Genomic DNA, 17906 nt, shown 5'->3' on the forward strand with positions numbered 1-17906 from the left:
GGGCGGACAGCATCCGCCCCTACGGCGCGGGCAGGCGGGTCATGGAGGTGACCACGCCCAGCTCCACCGTGAGCTGCAGGGTGGGCTGGCGGATGTCGAGGATATCCGGATATGCCTCGTCCATCTCTGCCGTATATTGGTCAAGGAAATCCTTTACGCTTCCCTCATAGGGGGTGCCGTCCTCGCTGCAGAGGGCGATGTCCTCATATGGGCGGTAGCGGGGCTCCGGCCCGCTGTCATCCAGCCAGGCCAGGCGGAATTCCGCCTCCTGCGTGGTTCGGGTGAACTGCTGGGTCTCCTGATCCATTTGATACAGGCATGCGTCGAAGGCGGCGATGGAGCCGTCCTCCTCCAGGGTGGCGGTGACGGTTCCGATCCGGCCGATGTAATAGACCCCGTCGTACAGCGGCCCGGCCTTCAGCCCAACGACCTGTTCGTCCGCCTGCACGAGCAGGGTGCAGGAAAATCCCCAGCTGCTCAGGGGCGCAACACGGGCCTGGAGCAGTTCCAGATTGACGGCGCTGCTCCGGGGTACGGAGGCGGTGAGCCACTGGCTGTCCGCCCCCACGTTCCCGTCATCCACGGCATAGGTGAGGGTGCCCGCCTCCGGATCCACCCCGTGCACCACCGCCGCCACCTCCACCGCCGTGACCGGAGGTGTCCCCTCGGACAGCTTGGCGTCGTGCCAGGTCATGGCGGTGATCTCCCCGCCGGTCACCTCCACCTCCAGCACCATGGGGTAATAGGAGGAGAGCATCGACCACGTCAAAAAGTTACTGAGTCCGTTGTCCCCGTGATTGCCCAGCTCCACGTCCTCCGCCACCGGGAGGGTCACCGCCTGTCCCCCTTCCAGGTAGCCGCCGGTGATGGTCATGGTGTCCGGATCCAGCTCCACCAGGATCAAACTCAGCTCCGGGCTGTCCTCGCCAGCCGCCCACCAGTTCATGGCGGGCAGGGTGGCCCAGTAGGTGCCGTCGGCCAGCTCGTCAGGGTCTGTGACCTCCCCCAGCGGCGTGCCTGTGGACGGGGTGGTCTCCTCCGGGGCCTCCTGGGGCTGGCAGGCCACCAGAGAGCCCCCCAGCAGGGCGGCGCACAGCACCAGGGCCAGGGCGAGCCGCCCCCGCCGGGCGGGCGCGGCGGTCACCAGGGCCCGGAACCGCTCCTTCAGCCCCCGGACGCCGCCGGCGAACTGACTGGTCAGCGGCGCCGCAGGCCGGGCGGACACGAAGGACAGCAGGGCAGCGCCGTAGCCCTGCCGCCAGCCCTCGTCCCTTCCGGCCAGGGCGGCGGCGTCACAGCAGATCTCCACGTCCCGCTCCGCCGAGCGGCGGAGGGCCCACACCAGGGGGTTGAACCAGTGCAGGGCGCACACCCACAGCAGCAGGGCCTTGTACCACAGGTCGCGGCGTTTGGCGTGGGCGGCCTCGTGGGCCAAGGCGTAGGCCCGCTTCTCCCCGGTGAGGCCCTCGGGCAGCAGGATGCGGGGCCGCGCCAGCCCCACCAGCACCGGGGCGGACAGGAGGGCGCAGATCTGCACCGGGATGCCCTCGTACTCCCCCGCCGGGGCGCTCCACCGGCGGGTATGCCGCCGGAAGGCGGCGTACCGGGCCAGCTGTACCGCCAGCACCCCGGCCGCGCCGGCCAGCCAGACGGCAAAGGCCGCCTCCGCCAGGGTGAGGGAGAACCCGGTGGCGGCGGGGGACGCACCGGCTCCTTCCGCCTGGGATGTGCCGGTTTGCCTGTCGGCGGGCAAGTCCTCCGCCGGACGGGCGGCAAACTCCACCCCCTGGAGGCCCTCCGCCCCCTCGTCCACCCAGGCGGCGGACAGCTCCACCGGCGCGGGGGCCTCCAGCGTCACCGGAGCCTGGGGCAGGGGAATGTTGAGGGGCACCGCCAGCCGCAGGGCCACCAGCAGCCAGGCCCAGTACCGCCACTGGGGCCGGAAGCGGCGCTTCCACACCGGGGAGAGGGCCAGCAGCAGGGCGGTCACCGCCCCCATGGTGAGGCTCACCTCGAACAGGGAGAACAGAAAGTCACGCACCGCCGTCCCCTCCCCTCAGAATGTCCTCCAGCTCCGCCAGATCTTTTTGGGAGATGGCCTTGCTGTCCATCAGCGCGGCCACCAGGCTGGGCAGGGAGCCGCCGTGGAGCTTTTGGAGAAATGCCCGGCTCTCTGCGGCCAGATAGTCCTCCCGGCGCACCAGCGGCGTGTAGCGGTTGCTCCGCCCGTCCTTGTCCCGGCGGACAAAGCCCCGCTCCTCCAGCCGGGAGAGGAGCTTGAGCAGGGTGGGCATCCGCCACCGCTTCCCCGCCAGGGCCTCCATCAGCTCCCCGGAGGCGGCAGGATAGGTTTTCTGCGCCCACAGGGCCTGCATGACCTCCAGCTCCGCGTCGGGCAGCCGCTCCAGCACGTCCATGGTCATCCCCCCAATTAGACATCTGTCTTATTCCTGATTTTATTTTACAATTGTCTAACCAAATTGTCAAGGGAAATCCGCAAAAAGAAGGCCCGCGGCATAGCCGCGGGCCTTCCTGTTTTATTTCCCCTCTTTGTCCCGGACGAAGAAGTAGGTGGCGTTGGGCTGGCTGCCCTGGCGCACATCCACCTCAAACCGGGGCAGAGCCTTTACCAGCTTGCTCAGCTTGGAAAAGCCGAAGTTGCGGGGGTCGAAGTCCCGCTTCTTGCGCACCAGCAGGTTGGCCACCTCCCCCAGCTGGGCGTAGCCGTCCTCGTCGGCCATCATCTCCACCGAGTCGGCAATGAGGGTGACGATGTCCTGGGGCACCTTGGAGGCGGGCTCCGGCTCGGGCTGGGGGGCGGGGGCCTCGCCCGTCTTCTTCCTGGCGGCGGACTTTTTAGGCTTGGCGGCCTGGGCCGCCTTGGCGCTCTCCTCCGCCCGGGCCTGCTCGGCGGCGGAGCGGATGACCTCGATATACACAAACTTGTCACAGGCCACGATGAAGGGGTTGGGGGTCTTTTTCTCCCCCATGCCGTACACCTTCTTCCCCGCCTCCCGCAGGCGGATGGCCAGACGGGTGAAGTCGCTGTCGCTGGACACCAGCACGAAGCCGTCCACCTGGCCGCCGTAGAGGATGTCCATGGCGTCGATGATCATGGCCGAGTCGGTGGAGTTCTTGCCGGTGGTGTAGCTGTACTGCTGCACCGGGGTGATGGCGTTCTCCAGCAGCAGGGGCTTCCAGGAGGCCAGGTTGGGGGTAGTCCAGTCCCCGTAGATGCGCTTGATGGTGGGGGTGCCGTAGACGGCGATCTCCGCCATCACGTCCCCCAGGGCGGAGCGGGGCGCGTTGTCCGCGTCAATGAGCACCGCCAGGCGCAGATCCATTTCCTCCGACATTACCGGCCCTCCCGTCTGCCCACGATTTCCTCCACCTGGCGGAGCTGCTCCACCGTGTTGACCCCCAGCATCTCCTCCGGGGTGCAGGTGGGGCAGGCCCCCACCTTTCCGCCCCTGGACAGGATGTAGGACGGCGCGTCGGTGAGGTAGTATTCCCCCTGGGCGTTGTTGGGCTGGAGCTGGTCGATGGCCTCCCACAGAGGCCCGGCCTCGAACACGTACACGCCCACGTTCAGCTCCCGGATGGCCTTCTCCTCCGGGGTGCAGTCCTTGTCCTCCACGATGTGGGAGAAGGCGCCGTCGGCCCTGCGCACGATGCGGCCGTAGGGCAGTTCCTCGTCGGACACGGCGGACAGGAGGGTGCAGTCGTTGCCCTCTTTTCTGTGGGTGGCGATCAGGGACTCATAGGTCTCCCGCCGCAGCAGGGGCATGTCGCCGTAGCACACCAGGACGCTGCCGGCAAAGCCGGCCAGGGCCTCCCGGGCGCACTGGACGGCGTGGCCGGTGCCCCGCTGGGGCTCCTGCACGGCGTGGAGATAGTCGGGGTAGGCGGCCGTCACCTTCTCCCGCTCGTAGCCCACCACCAGCACGATGTCCTCCCGGGGCAGGAAGGACAGCTCGGAGAGCACATAGTCCAGCAGGGCCCTCCCCCTCGCCTGCCGCAGCACCTTGGGGAGATCCACCCCCTCCGTGCGCAGGCGGGTGCCCTTCCCCGCCGCCAGAACCACCGCTTTGATGCCTGTCTCCATGGATGTCAGCCTCGCTTCCTCGATTTTTCACAGATTTCTGTTACAATGAGTATACCATAATTCCCGGGGCCGTGACAATGCGGCCGGATATTTTTTCTCCGGCGGCGCAGCATTTGGCCCCGCCAAAGCGTTTATAGGGGTGAAAGGGGGCGGAGAGATGACAGACCCCGACCGGCTGGAAGAAGTGATCACCGCATATGAAACCACCCTGTACCGCGCCGCCCTGGCCGTCCTGGGGGACGCCCACGAGGCGGAGGACGCGGTGCAGGACGCCTTCCTGCGCTATTGGGAAAAGGCCCCGGACTTCCCGGACGCCGCCCATGAGCGGGCCTGGCTGCTGGCGGTGACGGTGAACGGCTGCAAAAGCCGCCTGCGGTCTCCCTGGCGGCGGCGCACCGCCCCCCTGCTGGACACCTACCCCGCCGCCGACCGGGAGGAGCGGGAACTGCTGGAGGCCGTCCAGGCCCTGCCGCCCAGGGATCGGGCAGTGATCCACCTGTACTACTACGAGGGCTATCAGACCGCCGAGATCGCCGCCATGACCGGCCAGCGGGAGGGCACCGTCCGCTCCCGCCTGTCCCGGGCCAGGGACAAGCTGCGCAGGCTGCTGAAAGGAGAACCGGAATGAACCGCTATCGTTCCTATATGAACCGCATCCACGCCCCGTCCGGCCTGCGGTACCGGGTGCTGGAGGCGGCGGAGCGGGGCCAGCGCCCCCGCCGCCCCGCCCGCCGCTGGATCGGGGCCGGGGCCCTGGCCGCCTGCTTCGCTCTGGCCTTCTTCGGCGGCTGGCAGGCGTGGCGGTACGCCGCACATTATCAGCCCGACCCCACCGCCGGGGTGGCCGACCCGCCCGCTGTGATCACCCCCGCCCCGGCGGAGACGGAGCACACTCTGGTGGTGGAGGATCCCTTCGACGGCCAGCCCCACGGCTTTTTTGACGTGCCGGCGCTGGAGTTTGCCGACGTCACCGACTGTTCTCCTTACCTGATCGACTGGGACTGGAAAGGGGATGCCTCCGTTTTGCCCCTGACACCCCAGGAGATCATCACCGTCCTGGGGGGCACGGACGAGGTGCCCTGGTCTCTGCTCTGGTCGGGCTTCGGCCTGGACGGCACGGCCTGGTACAGCGGCGAGTCCCTCGACGGGGGACAAAGCCTCATGGTCTCCATCACCGGCGAAAATGGGGATACCTCCTTCACCCTGGAGCTCTCCCCCGGGCAGCTCCCACCCGGCGGCGAGTCCTATCCCGACGCCGCCGTCCAGGACTATGACGGCGTGGCCGTCACCGCCTGGTACACCCGTCCTGACGGGGACGGCGGGCCGAACTACACCTACTGCGTGGAACTCCTGAGCGGGGACATGGGCGTGCGCTTTACCTGCGACAGCCCCGACCAGGAGACCGTCAGCTGGCTGTCCTGTGTGCTGGTGCGGTATGCCGCCCAGGCGGACGGCGGCTTCACCACGGAGCACCTGACTCCCGGCGAGATTCCAGCGGCTGGCGAAGAGCTGACTTTGGCGGATGTCCGGGACAATGATCTGAATTCCTGGCTGCCGCCGGCGGACGCCCTGCCGGCTGGGTTTACCTTTGAGGGCGGACGAGCGGAGCAGAACTGGGGGGAGCAGTCCCTTTTATCCGCCATTTGGAACCGGGGGGAGGACAGCATTGCCGTCACTGTCTGTCGATCCGCCGGAGACGGTGATTACCCAGAGGCCGATCTGGCTCTGGAGGACGTGACAGCGAGTGCCCTGCAAGGGCTGGGGCGGCAGTATGCGGGGGACGACGCTCTCTGGCAATGGAGTTCCCTGGCAGTGGATTGGGGAGACGGCGTGCTGGTGGAGTACAGCCTTCGCGGCCTCACGCTGGAGGAGGCGTTGGGGCTGATTTTGGGCACGCCGGGGCGCGCCTCCACATCCGTTGTTGAGTTCCCCGCGACGGAAAAAGATCCCTGGACAGTGCCCAACCCCATGCCCGATCCTTCCCCCTGGCAGGTGCTCCCCCTCCAGTGAGGGCGGCCCCGCCCGAAAGAAAACACACGGCCCCCGCGCTTTTCAGCGCGGGGGCCTCTCTGTTCTTTTTACGCGGGCGGCCTGCTGTAACAGCGGCTGATCTCAAACTTGCCGGTGCTCAGGTTGTCCTTTGCCAGATTCCTGGCGTTCCAGTCGTTGAAGTGCCACCACTCCGACTCCAGCGGGCTCATGCCCGCGCCGGTGAAGTAGCCCCGCAGGGCGATGGCCGGGTCGTTCATGGTGTCGGTAAGGGTGTCGCTCCCCGGCGCCAGGGTGGAGGCGGCGGCCATGCTCAGCTCGTGAATGGCGGTGGGCATGTCGTACTCGATGTAGTCGGTGACCGCCAGGTACTCCCGGCCGCCGGTGGTGCGCACCTGGGTCTGCTTCACCTTCACCAGGCCCACGTCCACGGCGAAGCCCCGCTGGTGGTTGGAGTAGCCGGTGTTGATGAAGTAGGTCATGCTCCAGGGCGGGGTGGTGATCCCCGCCTTCACCTCCGGATCCTCCTCCGCCAGGGCGGTGAGGCCGTCAATCACCGCCAGCTGGGTGGAGCGGGGGCGGAAGGCCTCATAGAGCTTGAGGCAGTTGCCTTGGGCCAGGGCGGCGTGCTGGGCGGCGCACACCTTTTTGGCGGCGGCGTACAGTATGGGCATCATGAACTCCTCCCGATCCAGCCGGGGATTGTAGGAGGCCCCGGGGTAGAAGCTCTCCCCGGTGACGCCGGGGATCTCCTTCCCCGAGCTGACGTAGACCGCCCCGTAGGAATTCACCGCGTCGTAGAGCATGGACGGGATCACGTCGGGCAGGTTGATCAGGCAGTAGCGGTGATCCACCCACCCCACGCCTGCGGCGGCCTCCACCTTCCACCAGTGGCCCTGCTCGGAGAGGATGGTGAAGCCCTCCCCCGGCTCCAGCACGTCCAGGGCCCCTGCAAAGGGATCCGGGGTGGGCGTGGGCTCCGGCGTCGGTGTGGGCGCTGGCGTTGGAGTTGGGGTTGGCGAAGGGGTGGGGCTCGGTGTGGGCGGCGGCGTGAGGGCGGGCGAAGCCGCCGGGGCGGCGCTCTCCGGGTTTCCGCTCTCCGGGGGGAGGGGCTCCGTCTCCCCAGCCGGGGCGCTCTCCGCCGGCAGGGTTGTCCGCCGCCGGGGGCGGACAGGGCACAGGCGCCGGCGTGGGCACGGCGGGGACGGGCGTGGGCTTGGGGTAGCCGCGGGCGTCGCCGCAGGGTGGGGGTCGGGCTGGGCTCCGGCCACAGGCCCAGTTCCACCGAGGCGTAGCCGGTGGCCCGTTCACCGGCAGCTCCAGCCCCGCCGCCGTCAGCCCGGCGGCCCCGATCCAGCGTGATCCTCGTCCCACCGCCGTCTCCGGGGTGGGCGACGGGTTGGGGTCGGTCAGGGTGGGGCTGCTCTCCGGCGTGGGGGTGACGGCGGAGGTGGGCTCCGGCGCGGGGAGCCGAGGGCTCCGGCCCGGCTGCCGCAGGAAGCCAGGGCCAGCAGCAGCGCCAGGGCGCAGCACAGGGACAGCACTCGTTTCATGGCGGGCGGATTCTCCTCCTCAAAGTGTCGGCGCGGTGTCTCTATGCCAGCTCCAGCACCCGGCTCACCACCTGGGCGGCCTCGGCCCGGGTGGCGGAGGCGCTGGGGAACAGGCGGCCGCCGCTGCCGCCGAACAGGCCGGCGGCGGTGGTGCGGGCGGCGGCCTCCAGGGCCCAGAGGGCGATGTCGCCGTCGTCGTCAAAGCCCAGGCCGTTGGCCTCGGGCAGCTCCACAAAGTTGTCCACCAGCACCATCATGTCCTGGCGGGTGAGGGCGGAGTCGGGGTTGAAGCGGCCGTACTGGTCGCCCTCCACCAGTCCCAGGGCGGCGGCCTCCTCGATGTACGCCTGGGCCCAGTGGCCGTCGATATCGGCGAACGGGGGCTCCGGCTCGGGGGCAGGCTGCTCCGGCTCCCCGGCGGTATCCTCCGGCGGGGCGGTCTCCGCGGGCTGGGTGCTCTCCTCCGGCCCGGGCAGCGGGGGCAGCTGGCCGTCCGCCGCCAGGGCGCTGTACAGCATGGCGGTGAACTCCGCCCGGGTGACGGCCTGCTCGGGGCGGAACTGCTCCCCGCTGGGGTGGAGCTCCGCCCCCAGCGCGTCCAGCTCCTCCACCGCCTGCCACGACCAGTGGAAGGCGGTGTCGGTGTAGGGGGCGTCGGCGGCCAGCCTGGCAAAGCCGTAGTCCAGCAGGGCGGTGCTGTCGGTGTGGCGGGTGGTGTTGTTGTCCGAGTGCATCACCACGCTGATGATCCGCCGCCCGTCCCGCTTGGCGGTGGCGCTGAGGCAGTAGCCGGCGGCGTTGATGGTGCCGGTCTTGAAGCCGTCGGCCCCCTCATACTCGAAGGCCAGGCCGGGCAGCAGCTGGTTGGTGTTGGGGTAGGTCGTCCCGTTGAAGGTGGCAGAGGTGGCGGAGGTGTAGTCCAGGATCTGGGGGAAGCGGCGGATAAACTCCCGCACCAGAATGGCCTGGGAACGGGCGGTGAGGTAGTGGACGTGGGCCCCGTGGCAGTTCTGGTACTGGGCGGTCATGCCCAGGCGCTGGGCGGTGGCGTTCATCCGCTGGACAAAGGCCGCCTCGGTGCCGGAGATGTACTCGGCCATGGCCACGCAGCTGGCGGAGGCCGACGGGATCAGGATCAGCCTGAGCAGGGTGTCCACCGTCAGGCTGCCGCCGTAGGGCAGGGGCACGGCGGTGGGGTAGCGGGCCTGGTTGCGGGAGATCTGGGCGGCAAAATCGCTGATGGGCACCAGGGTGTCCAGGGTCAGGTTGCCGGCCTCCAGCTCCTCAAAGATGATGTAGGCGGTCATCACCTTGGTCATGGAGGCGGGGACGCGCATGGTGTCCGCGTCCTTTTCATACAGGGTCTCGCCGGTGTCGTAGTCGATGACGATGGCGCTGTCGGCGGCGATACGGGGCTCAGCGGGCTGGGGCGCGGCGGCGGAGGCCGCGGGCAGCAGACCCGCCAGGAGTGCCAGGGTCAGCAGCAGGGCGGTGAGGCGAGGGGCGTGCTTCATACGGGACAACTCCTTCTCTCAAAAAATATCTCCCTGTATTATGCCACATCCGCCCTTCCTTGTCAATTTTTAACAGGCCCGTCCGGGTTTTCAAAAAATTTTTTGTCTTTTTCTCCTCTGCCGGTGACAGATGCCGCCGCCGGGGCGTATTCTTAGCAGGAAGGGCCCATTCCAAACGGGAAAAAGGGGGGATCGCCCATGAACGCCCGGGAGACCCGGGGTGAGGAGATGGTGGACAGGTACGCCAACCTGGTCTACCGCCTGGCCTTCGCCCGCACCCGCAGCCGGGACGCGGCGGACGAGATTTTTCAGGAGGTATTCCTCCGCTATGTGAGCCGGCAGCCCGCCTTTGACAGTGAGGCGCACGCAAAGGCCTGGTTCTGCCGGGTAACCGTCAACTGCGCCAACTCATACTGGCGCAATCCGTTCCGCCGGAGAACCGAGCCTCTGGACGCGGCGGCGGAGCTGGCCGCGCCGGAGCCGGAGGAGGCCCGGCTGGACGGGTATCTGGACAAGCTGCCCCCGGAGCTGCGGGCGGCCGTCCACCTCTACTATTATGAGGGCTACTCCACCCTGGAGATCGCTGAACTGGTTGGAAAAAGCGAGTCCGCCGTGCGCATGCGCCTCATGCGGGCCCGGCGGCTGCTGCGGGGCTATCTGGAGGACGAAGAAGGAGGGACAAGCCATGTTTCAAGATGACTACCGGCGCCGCATGGACGCCGTCATCCCCGACCCGGAACTGCTGGCGCGCACCAAGAGCCGGATGGAGGCCGTCGGGAGCGGGGCGCGGCCGCCCCGCCGCCTGACCCGCCGGGGCGCGGCCGCTCTGGTTGTGTGCGCGGCCCTGGTGGTCTCCGCCGCCGCGGCGGGGCCCACCATCTGGCAGGCCATCCGGAGCGACCTGGGGGGCCGCGCCCCCTACGCCGTGGAGGTGGAGGCCGTCTGTGAGGATCAGGGCATCCGCATCGAGGCCCAGGTCGCCCTGGCGGACAGCCGGCTGGTGCGCATCTACTTCACCGCCCGGGATCTGGAGGGGAACCGGCTGGACGAAAACACCGAGGTGACCTATTCCCTGTCCCTGGCGGACAGGGGTACGTGGCCCTATCGAAATTATCGTGTGACGCAGCTCTCCTACGACCCGGAAACAGGAAGGGCCCTGTTTGTGATCACCGCCACCGGGCGGGAGGGGGTGTCGGACGGCGATACGTTCCGTCTGAATATAGAGAAGCTGCTGGGCGGGCACCGTCCGGTGCTCCACTGGAGCGCCGCCCCGTCCTCCAATACGGACACCATCACTCGGATACCGGTGGGCATCGGCGAGGACGGCACCCTTGACTGGGCGGCCAGCGGGGAGGCGCTGACCACTCCGGCCGAGGGGTTCCCGATCACCGGGGAACTTCTGCCCAGCACCTGGACGGAGGACGGCGCCGCCGTCCTGCTGCCCCAGCCGGAGCGGGAGCAGGCCATCGACTCCGGCGGGGACTACTCCATCGTGGCGGCGGGGTTCGCCGCCGACGGGAATCTCCACGTGCGGGTGCGGCCCGCCCCAGATGCGGTGTGGGAGGATGTGGAGGTCAGCGCCATGATCCTCAAGGACGACGGCGCGGCGGTGGGCCGCCCTCTGGAAAAGGTCACCCCTGTGGACGGAGATCTGGACTACTGCCTGGAGGGCTTCGGGCCGGCGGAGCTGCCTCTGCTGACAGAGATCACGGTCATGGGCGACTACTCCACCCTGACTGACCCGGTCGAAGGGGACTGGACGCTGGAGATCCCTCTCCAGGCCGTGGAGGGAAAGACCATCCCCCTCTCTCTGGAGCTGCCCGCCGCTCAGGCATCGGACGGCTTCATCACGGCGGAGCGGCTGGAGCTCTCCCCCCTGAGCCTCACCCTGGTCTGCGACCAGGACTCCATGTATCCGGAGGACGGAAAGACCCTCCGCTCCACCGCGCTGGAGGAGCTCACCCCCTCCGTCACCCTCACCGACGGCACCGTTCTCACCCCCTCCTATGCCGACTCGGACAGCTGGTGGGCCTGCTGGATCTTTGACCGGCCCATCGACCCGGAGGACGTGGAATTGGTGTCCATCAACGGGGAGACCGTGCCCCTCTCCTGACCGTCCGGACATTCCAAATGCCCCGCCGCTGACGCGGCGGGGCATTTTGCGCGGTTTTTCTAAAATTTCAGTTGTAAGTCGCTTCGATTTAATGTATAATGAACAACAGCAGTGCTGTTGATCGTTTTGGGCCGCTGCTGACGATCTCAAATGTAAGGAGAGGAAACAAAGTTATGAGCTATTCCGTACAAAATATCCGCAACGTCTGCCTGCTGGGCCACGGCGGGAACGGCAAGACCTCCCTGGCCGAGAGCATGCTGTATTTGACCGGTGGCACCGTCCGGCTGGGCAACCCCGTGGACGGCAACACCGTTTGTGATTACGACCCCGAGGAGACCCGCCGTCAGATTTCCATCTCCACCGCGGTGGCCCCCATTGAGTATAACGGCTGTAAGATCAACGTGCTGGACACCCCGGGCTACTTCGACTTCGTGGGCGAGGTGATCGAGGCCCTCCAGGTGTCTGATGCGGCCATCATCGTCTGCTCCGCCAAGGCGGGCATGAGCGTGGGCGCCGAGAAGGCGTGGAAGCTGTGCGAGCAGCGCAAGCTGCCCCGGCTGCTCTATATCTCCAAGACCGACGAGGACAACTCCGACTACAACGCCGCCTTTGAGACCCTGCGGGAGCGGTTCGGCAAGAACATCGCCCCTGTGGTGGCCCCCATCTGGGACGCGGACAAGAAGGTCATCGGCTTCATCGATGTGCTCCACAAGCGGGCCTTCGAGGCCGGCCCCAAGGGCGAGCGCATTGAGATCGACGTGCCCGACGACAAGAAGCCCGTGCTGGACGAGCTGTACGACGCCCTGAAGGAGTCCGTGGCCGAGACCAGCGAGGAGCTGATGGACAAGTACTTCTCCGGCGAGGACTTCACCTACGCCGAGATGATCCAGGGCCTGCGGGCCGGCGTGAAGGATCTGTCCCTGTTCCCCGTGGTGTGCGGCTCCGCCGTCACCGGCCTGGGCACCCGCATGCTGCTGGACATCATTGTGGAGCTGCTCCCCTCCCCCCTGGAGGGCCGGCCCCTCATGGGCGAGAACGAGAAGGGCGAGCTGGACGAGTTCGTGCCCTCCCCCGGCGCCCTGCCCGTGGCCTACGTGTGGAAGACCGTCTCCGACCAGTACGGCAAGTACTCCTATGTGAAGGTCATGTCGGGCAACATCAAGCCGGATATGCAGATGATCAACGCCCGCACCGGCGCCACCGAGAAGCTGGGCCGCCTGTACGTCATGAAGGGCAAGAAGGCCGAGGAGGTCAAGGAGCTGGAGTGCGGCGACATCGGCGCCATCGGCAAGATGGACAAGGTGAAGACCGGCGACTCCCTGTCCGACCCCCGCAAGGTGGTCAAGCTGGAGGCCATCCCCTTCCCCGAGCCCTGCTACTCCGTTGCCATCACCCCCAAGACCAAGGGCCAGGAGGACAAGATCGCCGCCGGCCTCACCCGCCTGAATGAGGAGGATCTGACCTTCAACTGGGTCAACAACGCTGAGACCCACCAGATGGTGGTCTCCGGCACCGGCGACATGCAGATGGACGTGATCCTCTCCCGCCTGAAGAGCCGCTTCGGCGTGGACGCGGAGCTCTCCGAGCCCCGTGTGGCCTACCGGGAGAAGATCCGCAAGAAGGTGGAGGTGCAGGGCCGCCACAAGAAGCAGACCGGCGGCCACGGCCAGTTCGGCGACGTATGGATGCGCTTCGAGCCCGGCGACACCGAGGAGCTCCAGTTCTGCGAGGAGGTCGTGGGCGGCGCCGTGCCCAAGAACTACTTCCCCGCCGTGGAGAAGGGCATGCGGGAGGCCGTGCAGCACGGCGTGCTGGCCGGCTACCCGGTAGTGTACCTGAAGGCCACCCTGTTCGACGGCTCCTACCACCCGGTGGACTCCTCCGAAATGGCGTTCAAGACCGCCGTGCAGCTGGCCTACAAGGCCGGTATGCCCCAGGCCAGCCCCGTGCTGCTGGAGCCCATTGGCGAGCTGAAGGTCACCATCCCCGACAGCTACATGGGCGACGTCATCGGCGATCTGAACAAGCGCCGGGGCCGTGTCATGGGTATGAACCCAGACGGCGAGGGCAACCAGATCGTGGAGGCCGAGGTGCCCATGGCCGAGATGGGCCGCTACGCCATCGACCTGCGCTCCATGACCCAGGGCCGCGGCTCCTTCACCTTCCACTTCGTCCGCTACGAGGACGCGCCGCCCGCCGCCCAGGAGAAGGCCATCGAGGCCGCCAAGGCGATGCAGGAGGAAGCTGACTAACCCAATATGCACACGGGCCGGGCTGTTTTCAGCCCGGCCCGTGCTTTCCCGGCGGCAGTCGGCGTGTCCTCGGGGGCCCATTCAATGGGGCCCCCACACAAGCCCAGCACAGCGGGTTGTGTGGGGAGAGGAGGAGCAAGGAAGCGTGTTTCATTTCCACCCGTCGGCGGAAATGAAACAAAGCGGACTTTGCGACGACGATGGGGCGGCGCTTCGCGCCGTACAAGCGATTTGGGCCTCTGGCCCAAATCCTTGATGCCGGGGCAATTCATTTGCCCCGAGCAGATAAAATCCCGCCTGGAGGGCTCCCGGCGCGGCCCGCCGCGCCGGGAACTGGACGCGCCGCCTGCCGCCCAGGAGAAGGCCATCGGGTATACGGGGCCCCCAACCGAGCCCAGCACAGCGGGTCGGTTGGGGAGCGGAGGAGCAAGGAAGCGTTTGAGGAATGGCCGCCAGGCCGTTCCGAAAACAGCGGACTTTGCGACGACGCGGCGGTGCAGGACGAGGCCGACTAACCCAATACGCACAAGGGCCGGGCTGTTTTCAGCCCGGCCCTTGCATGTGCCCGTATCTGTTTACTTATTGTGCTCCTTGGCCGCGCGGACAAAGTCCCGGAAGAGGGGGTGGGCCCGGTTGGGCCTGCTCTTGAACTCCGGGTGGAACTGGACGCCCACGAACCAGGGGTGCTCCGGCAGATCCACAATCTCCACCAGCCGGCCGTCGGGGGACAGGCCCGCCAGGCGGAGGCCCGCGGCCTCCAGGGTCTCCCGGTACTGGTTGTTGAACTCGTAGCGGTGGCGGTGGCGCTCGGAGATCTCCGGCCCGCCGTAGGCGGCGGCCACCGGGCCCTCGGCCTCGGTGATGCGGCAGGGATAGGCACCCAGGCGCATGGTGCCCCCCTTGGCGGTGACATCCCGCTGGTCGGGCATCAGGTCGATCACCGGATAGGGGGTGTCGGCCAGCTCACTGGAGTGGGCGCCGGCCAGCCCCGCCCCGTGGCGGGCGAACTCCACCACCGCCATCTGCATGCCCAGGCAGACGCCGAAGAAGGGCACCCGGTTCTCCCGGGCCCAGCGGATGGCGGAAATCATGCCCTCCACCCCCCGGCCGCCGAAGCCGCCGGGGACGATCACGCCGCCGCAGCCGGACAGGATCTCCCCGGCGTTGTCGTCGGTGAGCTGCTCCGAGTCCACCCAGCGGATGTCCACCTGCACCCGGTTGGCGATGCCGCCGTGGGTCAGGGCCTCCACCACCGACAGGTAGGCGTCGTGGAGCCCCACGTACTTGCCCACCAGGGCGATCTCCACCCGCCCCTCCGGGTGCTTGGCCCGGTGAACCATGGTGGCCCATTCCGTCAGGTCGGGGGCGTGGCAGATCAGCCCCAGCCGCCGCACCACCGCGTCGGCCAGGCCCGCCTTCTCCAGCAGAAGGGGCACCTCATAGAGGATAGAGGCGGTGAGGTTGGGGATGGCGCACTCCCGGGGGATGTTGCAGAACAGGGAAATCTTGTCCAGGATCTCGCCGGGCACGGGGGCGTCGGAGCGGCAGAGGATCACGTCGGGCTGGATGCCCAGGCTCAAAAGCTCCTTGGCCGAGTGCTGGGTGGGCTTGCTCTTCAGCTCCCCGGAGCCGGGGATGGCTACGATGAGGGACACGTGGACGAACATGACGTTGTGACGGCCCCGCTCGGCGGCCACCTGGCGGATGGCCTCCAGGAAGGGCTGGGACTCGATGTCGCCCACGGTGCCGCCGATCTCCACAATGGCCACGTCGGTGTCCTCGGTATCCAGCTGGTAGATGTTCCGCTTGATCTCGCCGGTGATGTGGGGAATGATCTGCACCGTGCCCCCCAGGTAGTCCCCCGCCCGCTCCTGGTTGAGCACGTTCCAGTACACCCGGCCGGAGGACACGGAGGAGTGGACGGTGAGATTCTCGTCAATGAACCGCTCGTAGTGGCCCAGATCCAGGTCGGTCTCCGCCCCGTCGTCGGTGACGAACACCTCCCCGTGCTGGTAGGGGTTCATGGTGCCCGGATCCACGTTCAGATAGGGATCCAGCTTCTGTACCTTCACCTTCAGGCCCCGCTGCTTGAGCAGGCGGCCCAGGGACGCCGCCGCGATGCCCTTGCCCAGGCCGGACACCACGCCGCCGGTGACGAAAATAAACTTTGCCATACGGATACCTCCCATTTTCGGACGCCCTTGTCCCGGAGCCCCCTTGCCCCGTTTCCTAAAATCAAATCCGATTTATTGTACCCCTCTGTCCCCGCCCCGTCAAGGCATTTTGCAAGCAGTACGCTCAATTCCTGCATATTGCACAAAAGGCCCGTCCGCAGACGCGGACGGGCCTTTGGGTCACTTGTGGTAGAGCTTGTTGGTCTCATACTGGGGCTCGCAGGTGAGGCGGAGCCCCAGGCGGCTGTAGGTGCCGGTATCCGCCGGGGAGAGGATCACGGTGGAGTGGGCCTCACACCCCCGCAGGGTGGAGAGCTGCTCCAGGGCCCGGCGTGCCAGGGGGTTGGTGGTGGCGGAGATGGCCAGGGCGATGAGAATCTCGTCGGAGTGGAGCCGGGGGTTGACGGAGCCCAGGTGGTTGACCTTCACGGCCTGGATGGGCTCAATGGCCTCCCGGGAGATGAGATGGTGCTCATGGTCGATGCCCGCCAGGCGCTTGAGGGCGTTGAGCAGGGTGGAGGAGGAGGCGCCCATGAGATCGGTGGTCTTGCCGGTGACCACCTCCCCGTCGGGCAGCTCGATGGCCCCGGCGGGCTTGCCGGTGGCCTCGGCCACCTGGGCGGCGGCGGCCACCACCGGGCGGATGGACACGTCCACGTGGGCCTGCTGCATCACCAGCTCCAGCTTGTTCACCAGCTCGTCCCCGGCGGCGCCCATGCGGCGGTCGCACAGGGCGGTGTAGTACCGGCGGACGATCTCCTGCCGGGCGGCGGCGCACACCGCCTCGTCGTCCACGATGCAGTTGCCCGCCATGTTCACCCCCATGTCGGTGGGGGACTTATAGGGACACTCCCCCATGATCTTCTCAAACATGGCGGAGAGCACCGGGAAGATCTCCACGTCCCGGTTGTAGTTCACCGTGGTCTCCCCGTAGGCGGCCAGGTGGAAGGGGTCGATCATGTTCACGTCCCCCAGATCGGCGGTGGCGGCCTCGTAGGCCAGGTTCACCGGGTGCTGGAGGGGCAGGTTCCAGATGGGGAAGGTCTCAAACTTGGCGTAGCCCGCCTTCACCCCCCGCTTGTACTCGTGGTAGAGCTGGGACAGGCAGACGGCCATCTTGCCGCTGCCCGGGCCGGGGGCGGTGACCACCACCAGGGGGCGGCTGGTCTCGATATAGTCGTTTTTGCCGTAGCCCTCGTCGCTGACGATGAGGCTTGTATTGTGGGGATAGCCGGCGATGGGGTAATGCCGGCAGGTTTTGACTCCCAGGCTCTCCATCCGGCGCTGGAAGGCGTCGGCGGCGGGCTGGCCGGCGTACTGGGTGACCACCACGCCGCCCACCAGCAGGCCCTCCCCCCGGAAGGCGTCGATCAGGCGGAGCACATCCACATCGTAGGTGATGCCCAGGTCGCCCCGGATCTTGTTCTTCTCGATGTCGCTGGCACAGATGGCGATGACGATCTCCACCGAGTCCCGCAGCTCCTTGAGCATGCGGATCTTGCTGTCCGGCTCGAACCCGGGCAGCACCCGGGAGGCGTGGTAGTCGTCAAAGAGCTTGCCGCCGAATTCCAGATAGAGCTTGTTGCCGAACTGGCCGATGCGCTCCCGGATATGGGCGGACTGGAGCTCCAGGTATTTCTGATTGTCAAAGCCGATCCTGTCCATGCTTTCCTTCCTCTCCTGTGGCAAATTCACTCAACGGATATTCTACCACATTCCGGCCCGCCCTCAAAGGCTTTTTTCCCATTTTGGCAAATTTCACGGCGTCCCTTGACAGAAATGTCCTACAGGTGTAGGATCTTCTTGTAGATGCGACAACTGTAGGAGTGGTTCTCATGAAGCTGAGCGACAAGGAGTGGCGGGTGCTGGACGCCCTGTGGGCGGCCGGGGACGACGGGCTGTCCCTGGGGGCGGCGGTGGACGCCCTGCGGCCGTCCACCGGCTGGAGCCGCAGCACCGTGCTCACCTACCTCACCCGTATGGAGGCCAAGGGCCTGGTCACCATCGACAAAGGCGCCTCCCCCCACCGCTACCGCCCGGCGGTGCGCCGGGAGGACTGGGCCGCCGCCGAGCGGCAGGGCCTGCTGGATCGGGTGTATCAGGGCTCGGCGGGCAAGCTGGTGGCCGCCTTTGTGCGGGACGGCGCCCTCACCGCCCAGGAGCGGGAGGAGCTGCGCCGCCTGCTGGACGAGATGGAGGTGTGAGG

At 67.4% G+C, this 17906-nt stretch carries 15 protein-coding genes; 6 read left to right on the forward strand and 9 right to left on the reverse strand.

Features of this window, described 5'->3' with window-relative positions; all coding sequences use genetic code 11:
* Positions 1–19: 19 nt before the first annotated feature.
* The 4 genes from B5E42_RS05495 to B5E42_RS05510 form a co-directional block, all read right to left on the reverse strand.
* Entirely contained in the window at positions 20–2041 is a 2022-nt protein-coding gene (locus tag B5E42_RS05495) for a M56 family metallopeptidase (protein WP_087237489.1), read from the reverse strand.
* Positions 2034–2417, reverse strand: coding sequence for a BlaI/MecI/CopY family transcriptional regulator (locus B5E42_RS05500; RefSeq protein WP_087238247.1), 384 nt, complete (start codon positions 2415–2417; stop codon positions 2034–2036). Before B5E42_RS05500 ends, B5E42_RS05495 begins: the two co-directional genes overlap by 8 nt.
* A gap of 120 nt (positions 2418–2537) precedes the next feature.
* Positions 2538–3356 (reverse strand): NYN domain-containing protein, encoded by an 819-nt coding sequence (locus tag B5E42_RS05505; protein ID WP_087237491.1) that lies wholly within the window; start codon positions 3354–3356, stop codon positions 2538–2540.
* The gene (locus B5E42_RS05510; RefSeq protein ID WP_087237493.1) at positions 3356–4105 is read right to left on the reverse strand and encodes an NTP transferase domain-containing protein; all 750 of its coding nucleotides are present in this window, start codon (positions 4103–4105) and stop codon (positions 3356–3358) included. Before B5E42_RS05510 ends, B5E42_RS05505 begins: the two co-directional genes overlap by 1 nt.
* Positions 4106–4262: 157 nt before the next feature.
* Between B5E42_RS05510 and B5E42_RS05515 the strand changes: the two genes are divergently transcribed.
* Complete coding sequence (locus tag B5E42_RS05515; protein WP_087237495.1) at positions 4263–4733, forward strand: RNA polymerase sigma factor; 471 nt, start codon at positions 4263–4265, stop codon at positions 4731–4733.
* The gene (locus tag B5E42_RS05520) at positions 4730–6115 is read left to right on the forward strand and encodes a hypothetical protein (RefSeq protein ID WP_087237497.1); all 1386 of its coding nucleotides are present in this window, start codon (positions 4730–4732) and stop codon (positions 6113–6115) included. The genes B5E42_RS05515 and B5E42_RS05520 overlap by 4 nt, the downstream gene beginning before the upstream one ends.
* Positions 6116–6183: 68 nt before the next feature.
* Here B5E42_RS05520 and B5E42_RS05525 read toward each other — a convergent pair whose 3' ends face one another.
* The 3 genes from B5E42_RS05525 to B5E42_RS05530 all read right to left on the reverse strand — a co-directional run bounded on the left by B5E42_RS05525 (position 6184) and on the right by B5E42_RS05530 (position 9161).
* Complete coding sequence (locus tag B5E42_RS05525; protein ID WP_087237499.1) at positions 6184–7032, reverse strand: M15 family metallopeptidase; 849 nt, start codon at positions 7030–7032, stop codon at positions 6184–6186.
* A gap of 471 nt (positions 7033–7503) precedes the next feature.
* On the reverse strand, positions 7504–7647 hold the full coding sequence (locus B5E42_RS19125) for a hypothetical protein (RefSeq protein ID WP_162613915.1): 144 nt from the start codon (positions 7645–7647) through the stop codon (positions 7504–7506).
* Positions 7648–7688: 41 nt separating this feature from the next.
* Positions 7689–9161, reverse strand: coding sequence for an S-layer homology domain-containing protein (locus B5E42_RS05530; protein WP_087237501.1), 1473 nt, complete (start codon positions 9159–9161; stop codon positions 7689–7691).
* A gap of 198 nt (positions 9162–9359) precedes the next feature.
* Here B5E42_RS05530 and B5E42_RS05535 point away from each other — a divergent pair, with 198 nt between their 5' ends.
* The 3 genes from B5E42_RS05535 to B5E42_RS05545 all read left to right on the forward strand — a co-directional run bounded on the left by B5E42_RS05535 (position 9360) and on the right by B5E42_RS05545 (position 13526).
* On the forward strand, positions 9360–9860 hold the full coding sequence (locus B5E42_RS05535) for an RNA polymerase sigma factor (protein ID WP_087237502.1): 501 nt from the start codon (positions 9360–9362) through the stop codon (positions 9858–9860).
* Positions 9847–11274 (forward strand): hypothetical protein, encoded by a 1428-nt coding sequence (locus B5E42_RS05540; RefSeq protein ID WP_087237504.1) that lies wholly within the window; start codon positions 9847–9849, stop codon positions 11272–11274. Before B5E42_RS05535 ends, B5E42_RS05540 begins: the two co-directional genes overlap by 14 nt.
* Positions 11275–11447: 173 nt before the next feature.
* Positions 11448–13526, forward strand: coding sequence for an elongation factor G (locus B5E42_RS05545; protein WP_087237507.1), 2079 nt, complete (start codon positions 11448–11450; stop codon positions 13524–13526).
* 575 nt (positions 13527–14101) lie between these two features.
* Here B5E42_RS05545 and B5E42_RS05550 read toward each other — a convergent pair.
* Positions 14102–15700: a CTP synthase gene (locus tag B5E42_RS05550; protein WP_087237509.1), complete on the reverse strand. Its 1599-nt coding sequence runs from the start codon at positions 15698–15700 to the stop codon at positions 14102–14104.
* Positions 15701–15880: 180 nt separating this feature from the next.
* Positions 15881–17365, reverse strand: coding sequence for a DUF1846 domain-containing protein (locus tag B5E42_RS05555; RefSeq protein ID WP_087237511.1), 1485 nt, complete (start codon positions 17363–17365; stop codon positions 15881–15883).
* A gap of 170 nt (positions 17366–17535) precedes the next feature.
* Here B5E42_RS05555 and B5E42_RS05560 point away from each other — a divergent pair, with 170 nt between their 5' ends.
* Positions 17536–17904: a BlaI/MecI/CopY family transcriptional regulator gene (locus tag B5E42_RS05560; RefSeq protein ID WP_087237513.1), complete on the forward strand. Its 369-nt coding sequence runs from the start codon at positions 17536–17538 to the stop codon at positions 17902–17904.
* The last annotated feature ends 2 nt before the right edge of the window (positions 17905–17906 follow it).

This window comes from Flavonifractor sp. An10 (assembly GCF_002161215.1).
GTDB lineage: Bacteria > Bacillota > Clostridia > Oscillospirales > Oscillospiraceae > Flavonifractor > Flavonifractor avistercoris.

What these genes read in the sequence shown, in the direction of transcription:
- B5E42_RS05500 (WP_087238247.1), bottom strand. Translation starts at nt 2,417, where the DNA reads ATGGACGTGCTGGAGCGGCTGCCCGACGCGGAGCTGGAGGTCATGCAG.
- B5E42_RS05505 (WP_087237491.1), bottom strand. Translation starts at nt 3,356, where the DNA reads ATGTCGGAGGAAATGGATCTGCGCCTGGCGGTGCTCATTGACGCGGAC.
- B5E42_RS05510 (WP_087237493.1), bottom strand. Translation starts at nt 4,105, where the DNA reads ATGGAGACAGGCATCAAAGCGGTGGTTCTGGCGGCGGGGAAGGGCACC.
- B5E42_RS05515 (WP_087237495.1), top strand. Translation starts at nt 4,263, where the DNA reads ATGACAGACCCCGACCGGCTGGAAGAAGTGATCACCGCATATGAAACC.
- B5E42_RS05520 (WP_087237497.1), top strand. Translation starts at nt 4,730, where the DNA reads ATGAACCGCTATCGTTCCTATATGAACCGCATCCACGCCCCGTCCGGC.
- B5E42_RS19125 (WP_162613915.1), bottom strand. Translation starts at nt 7,647, where the DNA reads ATGAAACGAGTGCTGTCCCTGTGCTGCGCCCTGGCGCTGCTGCTGGCC.
- B5E42_RS05530 (WP_087237501.1), bottom strand. Translation starts at nt 9,161, where the DNA reads ATGAAGCACGCCCCTCGCCTCACCGCCCTGCTGCTGACCCTGGCACTC.
- B5E42_RS05535 (WP_087237502.1), top strand. Translation starts at nt 9,360, where the DNA reads ATGAACGCCCGGGAGACCCGGGGTGAGGAGATGGTGGACAGGTACGCC.
- B5E42_RS05540 (WP_087237504.1), top strand. Translation starts at nt 9,847, where the DNA reads ATGTTTCAAGATGACTACCGGCGCCGCATGGACGCCGTCATCCCCGAC.
- B5E42_RS05545 (WP_087237507.1), top strand. Translation starts at nt 11,448, where the DNA reads ATGAGCTATTCCGTACAAAATATCCGCAACGTCTGCCTGCTGGGCCAC.
- B5E42_RS05550 (WP_087237509.1), bottom strand. Translation starts at nt 15,700, where the DNA reads ATGGCAAAGTTTATTTTCGTCACCGGCGGCGTGGTGTCCGGCCTGGGC.
- B5E42_RS05555 (WP_087237511.1), bottom strand. Translation starts at nt 17,365, where the DNA reads ATGGACAGGATCGGCTTTGACAATCAGAAATACCTGGAGCTCCAGTCC.
- B5E42_RS05560 (WP_087237513.1), top strand. Translation starts at nt 17,536, where the DNA reads ATGAAGCTGAGCGACAAGGAGTGGCGGGTGCTGGACGCCCTGTGGGCG.